General features: G+C 68.6%; 17 protein-coding genes. 11 read left to right on the top strand and 6 right to left on the bottom strand.

All coding sequences use genetic code 11. From position 1 onward, the window contains the following. Positions 1-453: amidase family protein (locus VNS22_RS08210; RefSeq protein WP_325731418.1), on the bottom strand; the 453-nt coding region annotated here is incomplete at its 3' end. After that, positions 450-638, bottom strand: a complete 189-nt coding sequence (locus tag VNS22_RS08215; RefSeq protein WP_325731420.1) for a hypothetical protein — start codon at positions 636-638, stop codon at positions 450-452. The genes VNS22_RS08210 and VNS22_RS08215, both read right to left, overlap by 4 nt. 116 nt (positions 639-754) lie before the next feature. On the opposite strand from VNS22_RS08215, the gene VNS22_RS08220 reads away from it, so the two are divergent. The 5 genes from VNS22_RS08220 to VNS22_RS08240 all read left to right on the top strand — a co-directional run bounded on the left by VNS22_RS08220 (position 755) and on the right by VNS22_RS08240 (position 8,072). Continuing rightward, positions 755-3,088: a transketolase gene (locus tag VNS22_RS08220; RefSeq protein ID WP_325731421.1), complete on the top strand. Its 2,334-nt coding sequence runs from the start codon at positions 755-757 to the stop codon at positions 3,086-3,088. A gap of 68 nt (positions 3,089-3,156) precedes the next feature. Continuing rightward, positions 3,157-4,173, top strand: coding sequence for an SRPBCC family protein (locus tag VNS22_RS28535; RefSeq protein ID WP_325731422.1), 1,017 nt, complete (start codon positions 3,157-3,159; stop codon positions 4,171-4,173). Positions 4,174-4,344: 171 nt separating this feature from the next. Then, entirely contained in the window at positions 4,345-4,818 is a 474-nt protein-coding gene (locus VNS22_RS08230; RefSeq protein WP_325731423.1) for a (2Fe-2S)-binding protein, read from the top strand. Between the two features lie 71 nt (positions 4,819-4,889). After that, the gene (locus tag VNS22_RS08235) at positions 4,890-7,256 is read left to right on the top strand and encodes a xanthine dehydrogenase family protein molybdopterin-binding subunit (protein WP_325731425.1); all 2,367 of its coding nucleotides are present in this window, start codon (positions 4,890-4,892) and stop codon (positions 7,254-7,256) included. Positions 7,257-7,277: 21 nt separating this feature from the next. Next, positions 7,278-8,072, top strand: coding sequence for a xanthine dehydrogenase family protein subunit M (locus tag VNS22_RS08240; protein ID WP_325731426.1), 795 nt, complete (start codon positions 7,278-7,280; stop codon positions 8,070-8,072). Between the two features lie 74 nt (positions 8,073-8,146). Here the strand turns inward: VNS22_RS08240 and VNS22_RS08245 are convergent, their stop codons facing one another. From VNS22_RS08245 to aceA, 3 genes are all read right to left on the bottom strand, one after another. Next, the gene (locus tag VNS22_RS08245; RefSeq protein ID WP_325731428.1) at positions 8,147-9,088 is read right to left on the bottom strand and encodes a hypothetical protein; all 942 of its coding nucleotides are present in this window, start codon (positions 9,086-9,088) and stop codon (positions 8,147-8,149) included. A 209-nt stretch (positions 9,089-9,297) separates the two neighbouring features. Continuing rightward, positions 9,298-9,537: a DUF4170 domain-containing protein gene (locus VNS22_RS08250; RefSeq protein WP_325731430.1), complete on the bottom strand. Its 240-nt coding sequence runs from the start codon at positions 9,535-9,537 to the stop codon at positions 9,298-9,300. Between the two features lie 22 nt (positions 9,538-9,559). Beyond that, positions 9,560-10,843 carry an isocitrate lyase gene (aceA, locus tag VNS22_RS08255; protein ID WP_349261744.1) on the bottom strand — a complete coding sequence of 428 codons (1,284 nt, stop codon included), beginning with the start codon at positions 10,841-10,843 and terminating at the stop codon, positions 9,560-9,562. A 175-nt stretch (positions 10,844-11,018) separates the two neighbouring features. Here aceA and VNS22_RS08260 point away from each other — a divergent pair, with 175 nt between their 5' ends. After that, positions 11,019-12,464: a helix-turn-helix domain-containing protein gene (locus VNS22_RS08260; RefSeq protein WP_325731432.1), complete on the top strand. Its 1,446-nt coding sequence runs from the start codon at positions 11,019-11,021 to the stop codon at positions 12,462-12,464. A 65-nt stretch (positions 12,465-12,529) separates the two neighbouring features. Next, positions 12,530-12,958, top strand: coding sequence for an OsmC family protein (locus VNS22_RS08265; protein WP_325731434.1), 429 nt, complete (start codon positions 12,530-12,532; stop codon positions 12,956-12,958). 15 nt (positions 12,959-12,973) lie between these two features. On the opposite strand, the gene VNS22_RS08270 is transcribed toward VNS22_RS08265, so the two are convergent. Beyond that, positions 12,974-14,785 carry a M2 family metallopeptidase gene (locus VNS22_RS08270; RefSeq protein WP_325731436.1) on the bottom strand — a complete coding sequence of 604 codons (1,812 nt, stop codon included), beginning with the start codon at positions 14,783-14,785 and terminating at the stop codon, positions 12,974-12,976. A gap of 221 nt (positions 14,786-15,006) precedes the next feature. On the opposite strand from VNS22_RS08270, the gene VNS22_RS08275 reads away from it, so the two are divergent. The 4 genes from VNS22_RS08275 to VNS22_RS08290 are packed head-to-tail and all read left to right on the top strand — an operon-like array spanning position 15,007 to position 18,249. Continuing rightward, the gene (locus VNS22_RS08275; RefSeq protein WP_325731438.1) at positions 15,007-15,927 is read left to right on the top strand and encodes a MoxR family ATPase; all 921 of its coding nucleotides are present in this window, start codon (positions 15,007-15,009) and stop codon (positions 15,925-15,927) included. A gap of 17 nt (positions 15,928-15,944) precedes the next feature. Then, entirely contained in the window at positions 15,945-17,237 is a 1,293-nt protein-coding gene (locus VNS22_RS08280; RefSeq protein WP_325731440.1) for a VWA domain-containing protein, read from the top strand. Beyond that, complete coding sequence (locus VNS22_RS08285; protein WP_325731442.1) at positions 17,234-17,554, top strand: XdhC family protein; 321 nt, start codon at positions 17,234-17,236, stop codon at positions 17,552-17,554. Before VNS22_RS08280 ends, VNS22_RS08285 begins: the two co-directional genes overlap by 4 nt. After that, positions 17,551-18,249: an XdhC family protein gene (locus tag VNS22_RS08290; RefSeq protein ID WP_325731444.1), complete on the top strand. Its 699-nt coding sequence runs from the start codon at positions 17,551-17,553 to the stop codon at positions 18,247-18,249. Before VNS22_RS08285 ends, VNS22_RS08290 begins: the two co-directional genes overlap by 4 nt. The last annotated feature ends 71 nt before the right edge of the window (positions 18,250-18,320 follow it).

The raw sequence follows: 18,320 nt of genomic DNA on the forward strand, positions 1-18,320 counted from the left end.
GCGCTCGGGGTCGTGGGCGTTGCGCGGCGTGCCGGTATGGTTGTTGTGGCCGGTCACGCCGAGTGCGAACTCGACCATGTTGAGCCGGCCGACATCGATGGCACCGGCCTGGTCCAGGCGGGTGAGCACGGTGGCGGTGCGTGCGGCCTGGAAGTCGGCGCGGATGCGCGAGCCCTGCCCCGCGATCTGGCCCTGGCGGTAGAACATGTCCTTGTGCGCCATCGGCACGCCGTGCAGCGGCCCGCGCAGCCGGCCGTGGGCACGCTCCTCGTCGCAGCGCGCGGCCTCGCTCAGGGCATAGTCGCTCCACAGCCGCGCGGTGGCGTTCAGCGCCCGGCCGCGGCCTTCCAATGCGGTCAGCACCGCCTCGGTCGCCTCTACCGAGCTGAGCTTGCCGGTGCGGATGGCATCGGCCAGCTCGGCCAGCGACAGGGCCAGGATGGCGCTGGTCATGGCTTCTGCTCCGCGGTCGCGTTGCGCTCCAGGGCGACCAGGAAGTCGCCGGGCTCGCATTCCACAGGCAGGTCGCGGCACTCCTCGCGCAGGAGTGCTACCAGTTCCTCGCAGGTCGCGACCGCCGAGCGGGGCACGGCCACGCCCGACACGGTGTCGACCTGATTGTCAGCTTCGCCCGCCACCCTGAACCACCCCCCTGTAGATCGGTGCCGACTGCGCGCCAGCGCATGGCAGAGCGTCTAGCACTCCGCTACGCTTTGAGACAGCCACGGCGACAACGAGACCAGGAGAGGGCCCCATGATCGACTCACGCACCGTCCAGAGGCTGGAGGCGATCGAGAAGAAGCTGCTCTGGCTCTCGTCCTGGACCATCCACCACGCCAACCATCTCCGTCCGGCGCGCGACAAGCTCAAGGTCGGCGGCCACCAGGCCTCCTGCGCGTCCTGCGCCACCATCCTGACCGCCCTGTTCTTCCACACCATGCGCGGCGCCGACCGGATCGCGGTCAAGCCGCACGCCTCGCCGATCATGCACGCCGCCCTCTATCTGATGGGGCTGGAGCCGAAAGAGCGGCTGGAGCGGTTCCGGGCACTGGGCGGTGCCCAGGCCTATCCGTCGCGCACCAAGGACGTGCCGGTGGTCGACTTCTCCACGGGCTCGGTGGGCCTGGGCGCGGCGGTCACCCTGTTCGCCTCGCTGACCCAGGACCTGTTGCGCCAGCGCGGCCTGGTCGACGACGCGCCGGCTCCTGGCCGGATGATCGCGGTGGTGGGCGATGCCGAGCTGGACGAGGGCAACGTGTTCGAGGCCCTGCTGGAGGGCTGGAAATACGACGTCCGCAACGTCTGGTGGGTGATCGACTACAACCGCCAGTCGCTGGACCGGGTGGTGCCGGAAAAGCTGTTCAGCAAGATCGAGGGCTTCTTCGACGAGGTCGGCTGGGAGGTCGTCACGGTCAAGTACGGCAAGAAGCTCCAGGCCGTGTTCGCCGAGCCGGGCGGCGAGGTGCTGCGCCGCTGGATCGACGACTGCCCGAACGACCTCTATGCCGCACTGACCTTCAAGGGCGGGGCCGCCTGGCGGGCCGAGCTGCAGGCGACCGCGGGCGGCGACCCGTTCATCAAGGCGCTGCTGGAGCGGCTGGGTGACGACGAGCTGGCCCAGCTCATGACCAATCTCGGCGGGCATGACGTCGAGGCGATGCTGGAGGCGTTCGGTGCGGTCCAGGACGACCGGCCGCGCTGCTTCATCGCCTATACCGTCAAGGGCTGGGGCCTGCCGCTGGCCGGGCACAAGGACAACCATGCCGGCCTGATGACGCCCGACCAGATCGACCATCTGCGCACGCAGATGGGTATCGCCCAGGGCGAGGAATGGCAGCCTTTTGCCGGCATGGCCGAGTTCGCGGAGGACCTGACGGCCTTCATCGACCAGGTGCCGTTCCGCCAGCGCATCTTCCGCCACCAGGCGCCGCCGGTGGCGGTGCCGGAGGGCCTGGGCGACGTGTCGATCGGCCAGACGGCGTCCACCCAGGAAGTGTTCGGCAAGCTGATGGCGGAGCTGGGCCGCAACGATTCCGAGCTGGCCGGGCGGCTGGTGACCACCTCGCCGGACGTGACCGTCTCGACCTCGCTGGGTGCCTGGGTCAGCCGGCGCGCGGTCTTCCATGGCACGGCGCGCGAGGACGTGTTCCGCCAGCACAATGTCGCGTCGCCGACCCGCTGGCGGACTTCGCCCACCGGCCAGCACATGGAGCTGGGCATCGCCGAGAACAATCTGTTCCTGCTGCTGGCGGCACTGGGCCTGGCGCACGAGACCTTCGGCGCGCGCCTCCTGCCGATCGGTACGCTGTATGACCCGTTCATCTGCCGCGGCCTCGATGCGCTGAACTATGCCTGCTACCAGGACGCCCGCTTCCTGCTGGTCGCCACCCCTTCCGGGGTGACGCTCTCGCCCGAGGGCGGCGCTCACCAGTCGATCTCCACACCGCTGATCGGCATGGGCCAGCCGGGCCTGACCTATTTCGAGCCGGCCTTCGCCGACGAGCTGGCGCCGCTCATGCGCTTTGCCTTCGAGCACATGCAGGCAGAGGGGGGCGGCTCGGTCTATCTGCGCCTGTCCACCCGGCAGATCGCCCAGCCGCAGCGCAAGCTGGACGAGGCGGCGCTGCTGGCCGGTGGCTACTGGCTGGTTCCGCCGGCGGAAGGTGCGGAGCTGGCGATCGTTGCCCAGGGTGCCGTGCTGCCCGAGGCGATGGCGGCCCATGCCGAACTGGCCGAGGACGTGCCGGGCATCGGCCTTCTGGTGGTGAGTTCGGCCGACCGGCTGATCCATGACTGGCGCTCCGCCGGCAAGGGCTCGCACGTGGCGGGGCTGCTGGCACCCCTGGCGCCGGACGCGGCCCTGGTGACGGTGCTGGACGGCCATCCTGCCACGCTCGCCTGGCTGGGCTCGGTGCGCGGCCAGCTGGTCGAGAGCCTGGGTGTGGACCGGTTCGGCCAGTCGGCGGATATCCCCGATCTCTATGCGGTGCACGGGCTGGATCCGCTGGCGATCGTGGACGCGGCGGCACGCGCCATGGTGGCGAAGTTGTCCAGGAGCGTTATCGTGAATTCTGGAACCACGCGATAAGCTTGCGTGTTTTCGTGACCTGGGGCACCGCTCCCCGGGGCCGAGATTAGACGAGAGGAACGCTCTACATGGACATGACCGGCGAGTACCGGATCCCGGCTCCGCGCCAGATCGTCTGGGATGCGTTGAACGATCCTGAAACGCTCAAGGCGGCGATCGTCGGCTGCGAAGAGCTGAACCGCACCGGCCCGAACAGCTTCGAGGCCAAGGTCACCGCCAAGGTCGGGCCGGTGAAGGCCAAGTTCGGCGGCAAGGTGACGCTCGAGGACCTGGACCCGCCGAACGGCTACCGGATCGTCGGCGAGGGCTCGGGCGGGGCCGCGGGCTTCGCCAAGGGCGGTGCCAAGGTGGACCTGATCGACGAGGGTGCCGAGACGATCCTGCGCTACGAGGCGAAGGCCGATGTCGGCGGCAAGCTTGCCCAGATCGGCTCGCGCCTGGTGGCCGGCACGGCGAAGAAGATGGCCGACGACTTCTTCGGCCGATTCTCCCAGATCGTGAGCCAGCGGGCGGCGGCGAGCGGCGCGCCGGCAGCGGCGGCCCCGATCGCGTCGACCACCGTCCCGCCGGCCGCAGCCGCGGTGGGCGCCCCGGTCGTGGAGACCCCGCCCGAGCCCGCCACGCCGCCGGATCTCGGCACGGTCCCGCCGAGCGTGCCGCCGGCATCCGCACCGGATGCCGTCGCGGCCACGGGTGCGGAAGGTGCGGTGGAGCGACCCTATGTCGGCGGGATGCCCGAGCCCCAGCCGGTGGCCGAGACCGACCCCCATGCCGGGGGCTACGAGCCCGGCCGGGTCACGACGGAGCCGACCACCGCCCCGCCCGGTCCGGTCGCCACCGCCGCGGAGCCGCTGGAGCCGGTCACGGTGGACGATCCCGCCCGGACCTCCGCCCATATCCAGGCCGCCGCGGAGCCTGCCGCAGTGACCCCGCCCCCGCCGGTAGCGCCCGCGGCACCGGCGACGATGCCCAGGGCCGAGCCGCGTCCGGCCACCCCGCCGGCACCCGCGAAGGGCGGCCTGCCCTGGACCTGGATCATCGTCGCGATCGTGGTCGTGCTGATCCTGCTGTTCCTACTGAACTGACTTTAGAAAGCGCCAACGCCGCGTTGACGCTGCGTTGGCATTTCAATAGCTTCCGCGCAAAGACCGCGTGGTTCCAGCGGCCCGCCTCCAGCGGGCCGCGTCCGTTCCGGACCATGCGGCGCAGGACAGGTGCAGGCAGCCCGCGCCGAAAGGCGGGTGGGGGAGAGGTTGATGACCAGCGTCACGATGACCGTCAACGGCAAGGCGGTTACGAAGGATATCGAGCCGCGCATGCTGCTCTCCACCTTCCTGCGCGAGGAGTTGGGGCTGACCGGCACCCATGTCGGCTGCGACACCTCCCAGTGCGGCTGCTGCGTGGTGCATGTGGACGGCGATTCGGTGAAGGCCTGCACCGCACTCGCGGTGCAGTTCGACGGCGCCTCGGTGACCACGATCGAGGGCCTCGGCCAGAACGGCAGCCTGCACCCGATGCAGGAGGCGTTCCGCGAGAACCACGGCCTGCAGTGCGGCTTCTGCACGACCGGCATGATCATGTCCTCGGTCGACCTGGTGAAGAAGGCCAAGGAGCAGGGCATCACGATCGACGAGCACTATGTGCGCGAGGGTCTGGAAGGCAACATCTGCCGCTGCACCGGCTACCACAACATCGTCAAGGCGGTCATCGCCGGCGCCCAGGCCATGTGAGCCGGGGGCGCACCGGCATCCGACAAGAACAACGAAGACAGCTGACCTCGTGATCAGGGGCGGACCACCACATGGCGACCAACGGCATCGGTAGCTCGGTGAAGCGCAAGGAAGACCTGCGCTTCATCACCGGGAGCGGACGCTACACCGACGACATCCAGGTTCCGCACCAGGCCTATGCCTGCTTCGTGCGCAGCCCGCATGCCCACGCGACGATCGAATCGATCGACCGCTCCGCGGCCGAGGCGATGCCGGGCGTGCTCGGCGTGTTCACCGGCGAGGAGGTGGCGGCCGACGGGCTGGGCGGCCTGATCTGCGGCTGGATGGTCAAGTCCAAGGACGGCTCGCCGATGAAGGCCGGGCCGCACCCGATCCTGGCGCACGGCAAGGTGCGCTATGTGGGCGACCATGTCGCCGTGGTGGTGGCCGAGACCCTGCAGCAGGCGCGCGACGCGGCCGAGGCGGTGATCGTCGATTATGGCGTCCTGCCGGCCGCAGTGGACGTGGCCAAGACGCACGACAGCGGCATCGAGATCCACGCCGACATTCCGAACAACCTGGTCTATGACTGGGAGATCGGCGACAAGGCGGCGACCGATGCGGCCTTCGCCCAGGCCAAGCACGTCACCCGTGTCGAGCTGATCAACAACCGCCTGGTGCCCAACGCGATGGAGCCCCGGGCGGCGCTCGGCCACTACGATGCGGGCCAGGACGCCTACACGCTCTACACCACCAGCCAGAACCCGCACGTGGCCCGGCTGGTGATCTCGGCCTTCGTCGGCATCGCGCCTGAGCACAAGCTCACTGTGATCGCGCCCGACGTAGGCGGCGGGTTCGGCTCCAAGATCTTCATCTATGCCGAGGAATGCGTCTGCCTCTGGGCGTCGAAGAAGGTGCGCCGGCCGGTCAAGTGGACCGCCGACCGGACCGAGGCGTTCCTGTCGGACGCCCATGGCCGCGACCATGTCTCGGTCGCCGAGATGGCGATGGACGAGAACGGCCAGTTCCTGGCGCTGCGGGTGAACACCAAGGCGAACATGGGTGCCTACCTGAGCACCTTCTCGTCCTGCATCCCTACATATCTCTACGCGACGCTCTTGGCCGGCCAGTACAAGACCCCGGCCATCTATTGCGACGTCCAGGCCTACTACACCAACACCGCGCCGGTGGACGCCTATCGCGGTGCCGGCCGGCCGGAGGCGACCTACCTCCTGGAGACGCTGGTCGAGGAGTGCGCCAAGGACATGCGGATGGACCCGGCGGAGATCCGCCGGCGCAACTTCATCCCGAAGGACGCCTTCCCCTACCAGACCCCGGTGGCCCTGCAGTACGACACGGGCGACTACGAGCCCTGCCTGGACAAGGCGCTGGAGCTGGCCGACTATGCCGGGTTCCCGGAGCGGCGCCGGCAGTCCGAGGCCAAGGGCAAGCTGCGCGGCATCGGCTTCTCCGCCTATATCGAGGCCTGCGGCATCGCGCCTTCGGCGGTGATCGGCTCGCTGGGTGCCGGCGTGGGCCTGTGGGAGAGTGCCAAGGTCCGCTTCAGCCATACCGGCAAGGTGCAGGTGCTGACCGGCACGCACAGCCACGGCCAGGGCCACGAGACCACCTTCGCCCAGCTGGTCGCCTCCAAGCTCGGCGTGGCCTATGAGGACGTGGACGTGATCCACGGCGACACGTCCAAGACCACGGTCGGCATGGGCACCTATGGCTCGCGCTCGCTGGCGGTCGGCGGCGAGGCGCTGGTCAAGGCCTGCGACAAGGTCATCGCCAAGGGCAAGAAGATCGCCGCGCACCTGCTGGAAGCGTCCGAGCAGGACATCGTCTTCCAGGACGGCAACTTCTCGGTGGCGGGCACCGACCGGTCCAAGTCGATCGGCGAGATCGTGTTCGCTGCCCTGGTGCCGCACAACTACCCGGCCGGCCTCGAGCCCGGCATGGAAGAGACCGCCTATTACGACCCGGCGAACTTCACCTACCCGTCCGGCGTCTACATCTGCGAGCTCGAGGTCGACCCGGACAGCGGCGTCGTCGAGATCCAGAAGTTCACCGCGGTCGACGATTTCGGCAACGTCATCAACCCGATGATCGTCGAGGGCCAGGTGCATGGCGGGCTTGCCCAGGGCATCGGCCAGGCGCTGCTGGAAAACGCCGTCTATGACGAGAGCGGCCAGCTCATCTCCGCGTCCTACATGGACTACACCATGCCGCGCGCGGACGACCTGCCCTCGTTCGTCGTGCACACCACCGCCGGCACGGCCTGCACCCACAACTCGCTGGGCGTGAAGGGCTGCGGCGAGGCGGGTGCGATCGGCTCGCCGCCCGCGGTGATGAATGCCATCGCCGACGCGATCGGCACCCGCATCTCCATGCCGGCCACCCCGGAGAAGGTGTGGCGCGCCCTGCAGAAGACCCAACTGGCCCAGGCGGCCGAGTGAACCTGAGAGAGAGCTGAAGCGATGTATGCATTCGGATATCATCGGCCCGGGTCGGTCGCGGATGCGGTGAAGCTGCTGGCCGATCATCCGGACGCCAAGCTGCTGGCCGGCGGTCAGACCTTCATCCCGACGCTCAAGCAGCGCCTGGCCCAGCCCAGCGACGTGATCGACCTGGGCGGCATCGCCGAGCTGCGCGGGATCCGCGCCGAGGGCGACAACCTCGTCATCGGCGCCATGACCAAGCATGGCGAGGTGGCGAAGGACGCCACGGTGAAGTCGATGATCCCGGCGCTGGCCGACCTGGCGGGCGTCATCGGCGACACGCAGGTGCGCAATCGCGGCACGCTCGGTGGCTCGATCAGCAACAACGACCCGGCCGCGGACTATCCGGGTGCCGTGGTCGGCCTGGGTGCGACGGTGATCACCGACCGCCGCCGGATCGCCGGCGACGACTTCTTCACCGGCCTGTTCGAGACCGCGCTGGAGGAAGGCGAGATCGTCACGGCGGTGAGCTTCCCCAAGCCGGTGGCCGCGGCCTACGAGAAGTTCCGCAACCCCGCCTCGCGTTATGCCATGGTCGGCGTGTTCGTGGCCAAGACCGCGAGCGGCGTGCGGGTCGCGGTGACCGGGGCCGGTCCCTGCGTGTTCCGCCTGCCCGAGTTCGAGCAGGCGCTGTCCACGAACTTCGCCGCGGATGCCATCCAGCACCTGAACGTCGACGCGAGCGGCCTGAACGCGGACATCCACGCCTCGGCCGAGTATCGCGCCCATCTGGTCAAGGTAGTCGCCAAGCGGGCGCTGGCAAAGATCGGCTGATCAAGCCGGACCAGGCTTATCGGTAACGGTGGAGGGCCCCCTTTTGCGGGGCCCTTTGCTTTTGGTGCCCTGGCTCAGGCAGTACCGTCGTTCAGCCAGAGCGGATCCAGGAGCTGGGCGAGCGCGGTCAGCAGGTCGGTGGAGATCCGGTCCACCCCCTGCTCCACCGCCCCGGACAGGAAGTGGTGGATGGCGTGCTCCACCGGCTCCTCCGCTGCCACCGGCAGGCCCAGCTGCGCCAGATCGGCGGTGATCTTCTGGTCGGCCGGCATGTAGCGGTTGCCGGCCTCGACCTCCTCCTGGCCCGCCGGCACCCGCACCATCACGACCCTCGTAGTGCACAGGGGCGGCTGCGGGCCGATCAGGGCGGCACCGGTCAGGTGGCCGATCAGCACGCTGCTGGGCGCGTTCGGGCGCAGCAGCGAGAAGAACAGCGGCTGCTCGCCCTGGTCATGCGTCAGGCTCAGCACCAGCGTACTGGGGCTGTCGAGACTGCTGCCGTGCATCCGGGTCAGGCCCGCGGCGAGCATCTCGCTGTATACGACATCCAGCCGGCCCGGCCGCTTCGATCCCTGGATCGCCAGCGTGCCGCGGATGAGCCGGCCGGACTGATATGGCGACCAGGCCCAGGAATAGGTAGCGAACACCCCTTCCATCTGCCGGTGGAACGCCAGCGGCGAGCCTTCGACGGCCTCCTTGCCGAGAAAGGACTTGGCCTGCTGCCAGAGCTCCGTTCTGTCCTGTCCCAGACTGCCAGCGACCGCGTCCAGGAACTCCTCCGTGCTGCTCTCCAGGATCCAGTCACGCGATCGGCCCAGCCGCAGCAGGCCCAGCCATTCCGTGTACAGCCTGGGATCACGCGGCTGGGCCCGGCCCTGCAGCCATTTGTACGACCGGTCCAGGTCGAAGCTCGTGCCAGGATTGGCCTTGGCGAAGGCGCGGGCCAGATCCTTGCGCGTGGCGCAACCAAGTACCGCAGCCGTGATCGCGAACTTCACGGCCAAGTTAATCGCCATCCGCGGTTCCTTGACCAAAGTGACGATGCCCGTCCAGCGGACCGTATTTCGCGACCACGGTCTGCTGGCAGGACGGCACCATTGATCTCAGAGAACACTACCGGCATGGCGATGGCAATATCGCGATCGAGGTGCGGCTCACCACTCCTGGTCCCGTCGATCTTCCAGACGCGGCCCGGCGCGAATCCGCTCCTGTGCTTGGTTGCCTGTCAGGCTCGCAGGACTGGCGCAGCCTCGCCGTGGCGTCGCGGCGGCGGCTCGTGGGCGATGACATAGCGATGGTGCGCGTTGCAGCGGGTCACCTCGGCCAGCCGCCGCCACTCGCCCAGCGCCCGCTCATAGCTCAAGAACGGGCCGGTCAGGCTCTGGGTGCCGTCGACCAGCCGCTCGAAGCTGACATCGTCGTACTCGGCACCGATGATCCAGAACTTGCTCGCGATCGTGGTCATGACGCTCTCCTTGCCCGTCTGGTCAGTGGAACTGGCTGGCCTCGGTGGATTCGCCGAGCGCGGTGGTCGCAGCCCGGCCGCCGGAAATGGCCAGGCTCACCAGGTCGAAATAGCCGGTGCCGACCTCGCGCTGGTGGCGGGTGGCGGTGTAGCCCTGGGCTTCGGCGGCGAACTCCGCCTGCTGCAGCTCGACATAGGCCGCCATCTGCCGCTGGGCATAGCCGCGGGCCAGCTCGAAGGTCGCGTAGTTGAGGCTGTGGAACCCGGCCAGGGTGATGAACTGGAACTTGTAGCCCATGGCCCCCAGCTCGCGCTGGAACTTCGCGATGGTGGCGTCGTCCAGCTTGGCTTTCCAGTTGAAGCTGGGCGAGCAGTTGTAGGCCAGGAGCTTGCCCGGGAACTCGCGGTGGATGGCTTCGGCAAAGCGCCGCGCCTGGCCGAGGTCCGGGGTCGAGGTCTCCATCCAGAGCAGGTCGGCATAGGGCGCGAACGCCAGGCCGCGGGCGATGCAATACTCCATGCGCTGGCCGGGCAGGATCGGGTGGAAGCCCTCGTCGGTGCGGCTGGTCCGGTCGATGAACGGATGGTCGCGCTCGTCGATGTCCGAGGTGATCAGCTTGGCGCTCTCGGCATCGGTGCGCGCGATCAGCACGGTTGGCACGTCCATCACGTCGGCGGCGAGCCGCGCGGCGTTGAGCGTGCGCACGAAGCTCTTCATCGGCACCAGCACCTTGCCGCCCAGATGGCCGCACTTCTTCTCCGAGGCGAGCTGGTCCTCGAAATGCACCCCGGCAGCACCGGCCTCGATCATCGCCTTCATCAGCTCGAAGGCGTTGAGCGGACCACCGAAGCCGGCTTCGGCATCGGCCACGATCGGGACGAACCAGCGGCGCTGCGCCCCGCCCTCGGCATGCTCGATCTGGTCGGCGCGCTGCAGGGCGCGGTTCAGCCGGCGCACCACTTCCGGGACCGAGTTGGCGGGGTAGAGGCTCTGATCGGGATACATCGCACCGGCGGTGTTGGCATCCGCCGCGACCTGCCAGCCCGAGAGATAGATCGCCTCCAGACCGGCGCGGACCATCTGCATGGCCTGGTTGCCGTTGGTGGCGCCGAACGTGTTCACGAACTCGCGGCTGTGCAGCAGCTGCCAGAGCTGCTCGGCGCCGATCCTTGCCAGCGTGTGCTCGATGTGGAGCGAGCCGCGCAGCCGCGCCACGTCCTCGTCGCCATAGTCGCGGCGGATGCCGTCGAACCTGCCGCCGACGGTCGGCCGGCGTTCGAGCACCGGCAATGCGTCCCTGCCCATATTTGTAAATCCTTTACACCTGATGCCCGGTGGGCGATGGGTTGCCTTGCATGATCACCAATGCGGGGCGGTTCGCAATGGATCGAGGCAGGTCGGAGCAAGGTGATCAGGCGAAATTGTAAATCGTAGCGGTGAAGTTCTGTAAGTTTGTATCATTTTTTACAAGCGAGGACCGATGAGCCGCAAGCGCATGCTCGGCCACAAGATTCGGCGGCTGCGTCGCGAGCGCGGGCTGACCCAGGCGCAGCTCGCCCAGCAGCTCGCCATCTCCACCAGCTATCTGAACCTGATCGAGAGCAACCAGCGCGCGGTCACCGTCGAGATCCTGCTCAAGGTCGGCGCAGTGTTCGACGTCGACCTCGCCAGCTTTGCCGAGGACGAGGCCGAGCGCCTGGTGAGCGGCCTCACCGAGGTGTTCGGCGACCCGCTGTTCAGCCAGTCCGGCCGGCCGGGGGGCGCGCTCGCACGTCAGGACCTGCTCGATCTCGCCAGCGAGGCGCCGGCTGCCGCGGAGGCGGTGATCACTCTCTACCGCTCGTTCGCCGAGGCGCGCGAAACCCTGCGCCTCCTGGGCGAGCAGGAGGCCGTGCCCGATGCGCCGCTCCGGACCAGCTCGCCGTTCGACCAGATCAATGACTGGGTGCAGGGCCGCGAGCATCATTTCCCGGAGCTGGAGGCCGCCGCCGAGGAGATCTGGCAGGTGGGCGAGATCGAGGACGGCGACACGCTGGCCGGGCTGGTCCGCTATCTCGAGCAGGAGCTGGCCCTCAAGGTGCGGGTGATGCCGGTCGACGTGATGGGCACGGTGCGGCGCCGCCACGACCGGCACAGCCGCCGGATCCTCCTGTCCGAGATGCTGCCGATCCCGAGCCGGACCTTCCAGCTGGCGGTCCAGGTGGCGCTGCTGCGCTACCGCCCGCTGCTCGACGAGATGGTGGCGCGGACCGGCCTGTCCGGCCCGGACACGGCCAGGCTCGGCCGGATCGTCTTCGCCAACTACCTGGCCGGTGCGGTGATGATGCCCTACGAGCGCTTCTGGCGCTCGGCCACCGCGCTTCGCTACGACATCGAGCTGCTGCAGAGCCGGTTCGGCGCCAGCTTCGAGCAGGTGGCGATCCGGCTCACCACCCTGCACCGCCCGGGTGCCAAGGGCATCCCGTTCATCCTGATCCGCGGCGACAAGGCCGGCAACGTGTCCAAGCGGCTGGGCGGCGCCCATACCGCGTTCGCCCGCCAGGGCGGTGCCTGCCCGCGCTGGAACCTGTACGACGCCTTCCGCGCCCCCGGGCGTATCCTGGTCCAGGTCTCGGAGATGCCGGACGGCATGCGCTGGTTCAGCGTGGCCCGACTGATCAACAAGCCGGGCGTGGGCTACCGCACGCCCGGCAAGAGCTTCGCCCTGGCCCTTGCCTGCGACGTCGCCCATGCCGCGGGCATCGTCTATGCGGACGGGATCAACTTCCGCTCCGATGACACCGCCGTGCCGATCGGGCTGCACTGCCGCCTGTGCGAGCGGCTGGACTGCGACCAGCGTGCCTTCCCGCCGCTCAACCACCGCATCGTGGTCGACGAGAATCTGCGCGGTCCCAACAACTACCTGTTCGAGCCCCGCCCGTCCTGATCGGGAACCCTGCCCCGGCCGGGCAACTAGGTGAAAGCACCACCAAACTCGGGGGAATGGAACGCATGAGCACCACCAGCGGATCGGCAGTCTGGCAGGGCGGCCTGAAGGACGGCAAGGGCGCCATCTCGACCAAGAGCGGCGCGCTCGAGAACTACCCGTACGGCTTCGCCAGCCGCTTCGAGGGCAAGCCCGGCACCAATCCCGAGGAGCTGATCGGTGCGGCCCATGCCGGCTGCTTCACCATGGCCCTGTCGTTGATCCTGGGCGAAGCCGGCTTCAAGGCCGACGAGATGTCCACCCGTGCGGACGTGACCCTGGACAAGCAGGACGACGGCTTTGCGATCACGGCCGTCCACCTGACCCTGAAGGCGAAGATCCCGGGCATCGACCAGGCGAAGTTCCAGGAGCTCACCGACAAGGCCAAGGCCGGCTGCCCGGTCTCCAAGGTGCTGAACGCGAAGATCAGCCTGGATGCGTCACTGGCCGGATAGCCGCCCGGCGCAGGGCTACCAGCCGCACTGGCGATCGCGGTTCTGCTCGTCGAGCCAGGTTTTCAGCGGGGCGAAATAGGCGAGCAGCGCCGTGGCATCCAGGCGGTCCGTGCCGGTGAACGCCTGGAGGACCTCCGGCCAGGGGCGGCTGGCGCCCATCGCCAGCATCGCCTGGAGGCGCTGGCCCACCTGCTTGTCGTCGTAGATCGAGCAGCGGTGCAGCGGCCCCTCGAAGCCGGCCTGCGCACAGGCGGCCTGGTGCAGCTGGTACTGGAGGATGCGGGCCAGGAAGTAGCGCATGTAGGGCACGTTGCCGGGGATGTGGTACTTCGCCCCCGGATCGAACGCGTCCGGCCGGCGTGCGACCGGCGCCTTAATTCCCTGAAAGTCCTCCCGGAGCTTCCACCAGGCCGCGTTGTACTCGGCAGGTTCCACTTCTCCGCTGAACACCTGCCAGCGCCAATGGTCGACCAGCAACCCGAACGGCAGGAAGGCCACCCCGTCCAGCGCCTGCCTCAGCAGCAGGCCCGTGTCCCGCGATGCGTCCGGCGCCTGATCCAGCAGGCCGATCTTCACGAGATATTCAGGGGTGATCGACAAGGCGATCGTGTCGCCGATCGCCTCGTGGAAGCCGTCATTGGCGCCGTCGCGGAACAGGAGCGGCTGGTCCTTGTAGGCGCGGAAGTAGAAATTGTGCCCGAGCTCGTGGTGGGCCGTGCGGAAGTCCTCCTCGTTGATCTTGACGCACATCTTGATGCGCAGGTCTTCCTGGTCGTCGAGGTCCCAGGCACTGGCGTGGCAGACCACCTCGCGGTCCTCCGGCTTGGTCAGGAGCGACCTTTGCCAGAACGTCTCCGGCAGGGGCGTGAAGCCCAGGCTGGTGAAGAACCCCTCCGCCGTCCGGACGATGGCTTTGGCATCGAACTCGCGCGCCTCCAGGATCTCGGTCAGGTCATAGCCTTGGCCGGCGCCCTCGGGTGCTACCAGATCGTAGATGTTGCCCCATTCCTGCGCCCACATGTTGCCGAGCAGGTGGGCGGGAATCGGCCCGGTCGGCGGCACCACGTCCGTACCGTAGGCCTCGCCGAGCTTCGCCCGCACGTGGCAGTGCAGCGCCTGGTAGAGCGGCTTGACCTCGTTCCAGAGCCGGTCGGTCTCCGCCACGAAGTCGGCGGGCGGCATGTCGTAGCGGGACTGCCAGAAGCTGCCGACGTCGGCGAAGCCCAGGTCGCGGGCTCCCTCGTTGGCGATCGCCACCATGCGGGCATACTTGTCCTTCATAGGTGGTGCGATGCCGTGCCAGCCGGTCCATGCGTCGAGCAGCGCCGCCTCGTCGCGCGAGGTGCGCATCAGCTCCGACAGCTCTTCCAGGTCCCGGCACTTGCCGTCTTCGCAGTACTCGCCCTGGCCATACATGCTGTCCAGCTCGGTGGTGAGCCTGGCCAGCTCCGCCGACTTGGCCGGGTCATCGGGCGGCGGCACGTCGATCTGGCGCTTCAGCAGCTCGAGCTTGCGCGCGAGCTCGTCCGGCAGGTCCATTCCGTCATAGGACTTGGCGCGCCCGAGCAGGTCCACGATCAGGTTGTTGTAGTTCTCGGTGGCATTGGCCGCGAGCAGGTCGGTGTCGAAGGTGATGAAGTTCTGCTTCACCCAGAGCGTCCGGTTCAGATGCTCACGCGCCTGGGCGAGCTGAGCCTCCGCTTCGTCCACGAAGGTCTGGGCCGCGGCAACGCCGGGAGCCGCCCCCTCGTCATTGCCCGCCGCCGATCCAGCGCATGGATGCAGGGCTGCCAGCGCCACCAGACCAAGCAGCAGGTTGCGGCTCATCGGATCGCTCCCAGACCGGACCCATGGGAAGGTATCTGCCAGGGGCCGACAGTGCGCCCATGCGGCCTGTCCGTCAAAGGACCCGCAGCGCCGGCCTCTCGCATGCCGGCAGGCTTGTCCCGACCGCTGCCGGTCGCCAACTGAATACCGGCTGGCGGCAGGCCATGATTCCTCTATCCTGCCAAGGCAGCCACCTTTGCTCTACCGTCCACGAGAATCTGATGCCCCTGCCGATGCCCTCGTCCGTCGACGCCACCGTCGACCTGCTCCGTCACGGCTCCTATGTGGCCGACCGCTCGCTCGCGACCTCGCTGTACCTCGCCCTGAAGCTCGGCAGGCCACTGTTCCTGGAAGGCGAGGCCGGCGTCGGCAAGACCGAGATCGCCAAGGTCCTGTCCGAGACGCTCGGCCGCAAGCTGGTGCGCCTGCAGTGCTACGAGGGCCTGGACGTCGCCTCGGCGGTCTATGAGTGGAACTATGCCCGGCAGATGCTGGAGATCCGCCTGGCCGAGGCGTCGGGCGACACCGACCGCTCCACGCTCGCCAAGGACATCTTCTCCGAGGAGTTCCTGATCCGCCGGCCCCTGCTCCAGGCCCTGGAGCCCGATGTCGGCGGGGCGCCGGTGCTGCTGATCGACGAGCTGGACCGTACCGACGAGCCATTCGAGGCCTATCTCCTGGAGGTGCTGTCCGACTTCCAGATCAGCATCCCCGAGCTCGGCACGGTCAGGGCCGAGCAGCCGCCGATCGTGATCATCACCTCCAACCGGACCCGCGAGATCCACGACGCGCTCAAGCGCCGCTGCTTCTACCACTGGGTCGATTACCCGAAGGCGGAGCGCGAGGTGGAGATCGTCCGCGCCCGGCTGCCGGACGTGGAGCGCGCCTTGAGCGAGCAGATCGTGGCGTTCGTCCAGAAGCTGCGCCAGCAGGACCTGTTCAAGCTGCCGGGCGTGGCCGAGACGCTGGACTGGACCCGGGCGCTCAACACGCTGGACTGCATGGAGCTCACCAACGAGGTGATCAACGATACGCTCGGCACGCTGCTGAAGTACCAGGACGACATCCAGCGCATCCAGGGCAGCGAGGCGGCCCGGCTGCTTTCCGAGGTCAACCTGGCCACGCGGCCGGCCGTGCGCTGAGCCGGGACGACCACGGCATGGAGAAGTCCGAAGCGCCGGCGCGCGCCCGCGCCCCGGTCGAGGTGTTCGAGACGACCGGCACGCCCGGCCGCCTGGCCCTCAACATCATGCATTTCGCCCGCACCCTGCGCGCCGCCGGCATGCCGGTGGGACCAGGTCATGTGCTGCGCGCGATGGAGGCGGTGCGCACCGTCGGTATCGGCCGGCGCGACGACTTCTACTGGGCGCTGTTCTCCGTGTTCGTGGCGCGAAGGGAGCACAAGGAGCTGTTCGACCAGGCCTTCCACATCTTCTGGAAGGACCCGCGCCTGCTCGAGCGGCTGATGCAGATGCTGCTGCCGCAGATCCGCCCCGACGAGAACTTCAAGCAGACCGACCAGCCGAACCGGCGCCTGGCCGAGGCCCTGGCCCCGCAGCGCCTGCCCGGCCAGGGCGAGGACGAGGGCGAGCTCGCCGAGGAAGAGATCGAGCTCGACATGTCGCTGACCTGGTCGGACAAGGAGCTCCTCCAGAAGAAGGACTTCGAGCAGATGTCCGCGGACGAGCTGGAGGAGGCCAAGCGCGAGATCGCGCGGCTCCGCCTGCCGATCGTGGACGTGCCGACCCGCCGCTTCCGGGCCGACGCGCTGGGCTCCCGGGTCGACATGCGCAAGACCCTGCGCAACTCGCTGCGCGGCGGGGGCGCCGCCATCGACCTCGCCCGCAAGGAGCGGGTGCGCCGCCATCCGCCGCTCGTGGTCATGTGCGACATCTCCGGCAGCATGGCACGCTACTCGCGCATGCTGCTCCTGTTCATGCACGCGATCACCAACGACCGCGACCGCGTCCACAGCTTCCTGTTCGGCACGCGGCTGACCAACGTCACCCGGGCGCTGCGCGCGCGCGACGTGGACGTGGCGCTCGACAAGATCGGCAAGCTGGTCGACGACTGGGAAGGTGGCACCCGGATCGGCCATACGCTCGCGGAGTTCAACCGGCGCTGGTCGCGCCGGGTGCTGGGCCAGGGTGCCATGGTGCTGCTGATCACCGACGGCCTGGACCGTGATGCCGGGGACGGGCTGGAGGAGGAGATGGAGCGGCTGCACAAGTCCTGCCGCCGCCTGATCTGGCTGAACCCCTTGTTGCGCTATGACGGCTACGAACCCATCTCGAAGGGTGCCCAGGCGATGATCCGGCACGTGGACGAGCTGCGCTCGGTGCACAGCCTGTCCAGCCTGAAGCAGCTCACCCAGGTCCTGTCCCAGGAGGGGCAGCGCCGGCCGGAGAGCGTCGACAGCTGGGTGAAACGCGCCCGCAAGGAGGCGGCATGATCGCCGACGAGAATCTCTTGGAGCTGGCCCGCGACTGGAAGCAGGCCGGCAGGAAGGTGGCGCTGGCCACCGTGGTCAGCACCTGGGGCAGCTCGCCCCGCCCGGCCGGCAGCCAGCTGGTCGTGGACGAGACCGGGGCGATGATGGGCTCGGTCTCGGGCGGCTGCATCGAGGGTGCGGTGGTGCGCGAGGCGAAGGACGTCATGGACGGGGCCCCACCGAAGCTGCTCGAGTTCGGCGTGACCAACGAGCAGGCCTGGGAAGTCGGTCTGGCCTGCGGCGGCAAGGTCCAGGTCTGGGTCGAGGCGGTGGAATGAAGCTCGCCCTGCTGGACGCGCTGGAGGCTGCGCGCAAGGCCAAGCGCCAGGTCTGCCTGGTCCGCCTCCTGGACCAGGGCGGCACCGAGGCGCTGGTGGTCGATGGCCGGCAGACCGAAGGTGCGCCCTTGCCCGAGGACGCGCTGGAGGCGGCGCGCGCCGCCCTGCGCGAGGACCGCTCCAAGACCGCTGAGACCAGCGCCGGCAAGGCGTTTCTCCAGGTGTTCAACCCGCCCTTGCGCATGATCATCGTGGGGGCCGTCCACATCACCCAGTCGCTGGCGCCGATGGCGGAGCTGGCCGGCTACGAGGTGACGGTGGTCGACCCGCGCCGCGCGTTCGCCACCGACCAGCGCTTCCCGAACACGCGCGTCACCCAGGACTGGCCCGACGAGGCGCTGGAGCAGCTGGCGCCCGACCGGCGCACCGCGGTGATCGCCCTGGTCCACGATCCGAAGCTGGACGATCCGGCGCTGGACGTGGCGCTGAAGAGCGACGCCTTCTACATCGCAGCCCTGGGCTCCAAGAAGAACGCCGCCGCCCGGCAGGAACGCCTGCAGGCGCTGGGCCACGACCCGGCGACCACCGCGCGGATCCGCGGCCCGGCGGGCCTGCCGATCGGTGCCGTGAGTCCGGCGGAGATCGCGATCTCCGTGCTGGCGGAATGCACCCAGGCGCTGCGGCAGGGCAGCTGACCGGCGAGCCGTTGCGGGTCGATGCGGGATCGCGCGGCCTTCTGCGGCTCGTTTCACTTTATTGCCACACT

The organism is Geminicoccus sp. (assembly GCF_035556675.1).
GTDB lineage: Bacteria > Pseudomonadota > Alphaproteobacteria > Geminicoccales > Geminicoccaceae > Geminicoccus.

Bases quoted from the DNA above. Each gene is read 5' to 3' on its own strand.
- VNS22_RS08220 (WP_325731421.1), top strand. From the start codon at position 755: ATGATCGACTCACGCACCGTCCAGAGGCTGGAGGCGATCGAGAAGAAG.
- VNS22_RS28535 (WP_325731422.1), top strand. From the start codon at position 3,157: ATGGACATGACCGGCGAGTACCGGATCCCGGCTCCGCGCCAGATCGTC.
- VNS22_RS08230 (WP_325731423.1), top strand. From the start codon at position 4,345: ATGACCAGCGTCACGATGACCGTCAACGGCAAGGCGGTTACGAAGGAT.
- VNS22_RS08235 (WP_325731425.1), top strand. From the start codon at position 4,890: ATGGCGACCAACGGCATCGGTAGCTCGGTGAAGCGCAAGGAAGACCTG.
- VNS22_RS08240 (WP_325731426.1), top strand. From the start codon at position 7,278: ATGTATGCATTCGGATATCATCGGCCCGGGTCGGTCGCGGATGCGGTG.
- VNS22_RS08245 (WP_325731428.1), bottom strand. From the start codon at position 9,088: ATGGCGATTAACTTGGCCGTGAAGTTCGCGATCACGGCTGCGGTACTT.
- VNS22_RS08250 (WP_325731430.1), bottom strand. From the start codon at position 9,537: ATGACCACGATCGCGAGCAAGTTCTGGATCATCGGTGCCGAGTACGAC.
- aceA (WP_349261744.1), bottom strand. From the start codon at position 10,843: ATGGGCAGGGACGCATTGCCGGTGCTCGAACGCCGGCCGACCGTCGGC.
- VNS22_RS08260 (WP_325731432.1), top strand. From the start codon at position 11,019: ATGAGCCGCAAGCGCATGCTCGGCCACAAGATTCGGCGGCTGCGTCGC.
- VNS22_RS08265 (WP_325731434.1), top strand. From the start codon at position 12,530: ATGAGCACCACCAGCGGATCGGCAGTCTGGCAGGGCGGCCTGAAGGAC.
- VNS22_RS08270 (WP_325731436.1), bottom strand. From the start codon at position 14,785: ATGAGCCGCAACCTGCTGCTTGGTCTGGTGGCGCTGGCAGCCCTGCAT.
- VNS22_RS08275 (WP_325731438.1), top strand. From the start codon at position 15,007: ATGCCCCTGCCGATGCCCTCGTCCGTCGACGCCACCGTCGACCTGCTC.
- VNS22_RS08280 (WP_325731440.1), top strand. From the start codon at position 15,945: ATGGAGAAGTCCGAAGCGCCGGCGCGCGCCCGCGCCCCGGTCGAGGTG.
- VNS22_RS08285 (WP_325731442.1), top strand. From the start codon at position 17,234: ATGATCGCCGACGAGAATCTCTTGGAGCTGGCCCGCGACTGGAAGCAG.
- VNS22_RS08290 (WP_325731444.1), top strand. From the start codon at position 17,551: ATGAAGCTCGCCCTGCTGGACGCGCTGGAGGCTGCGCGCAAGGCCAAG.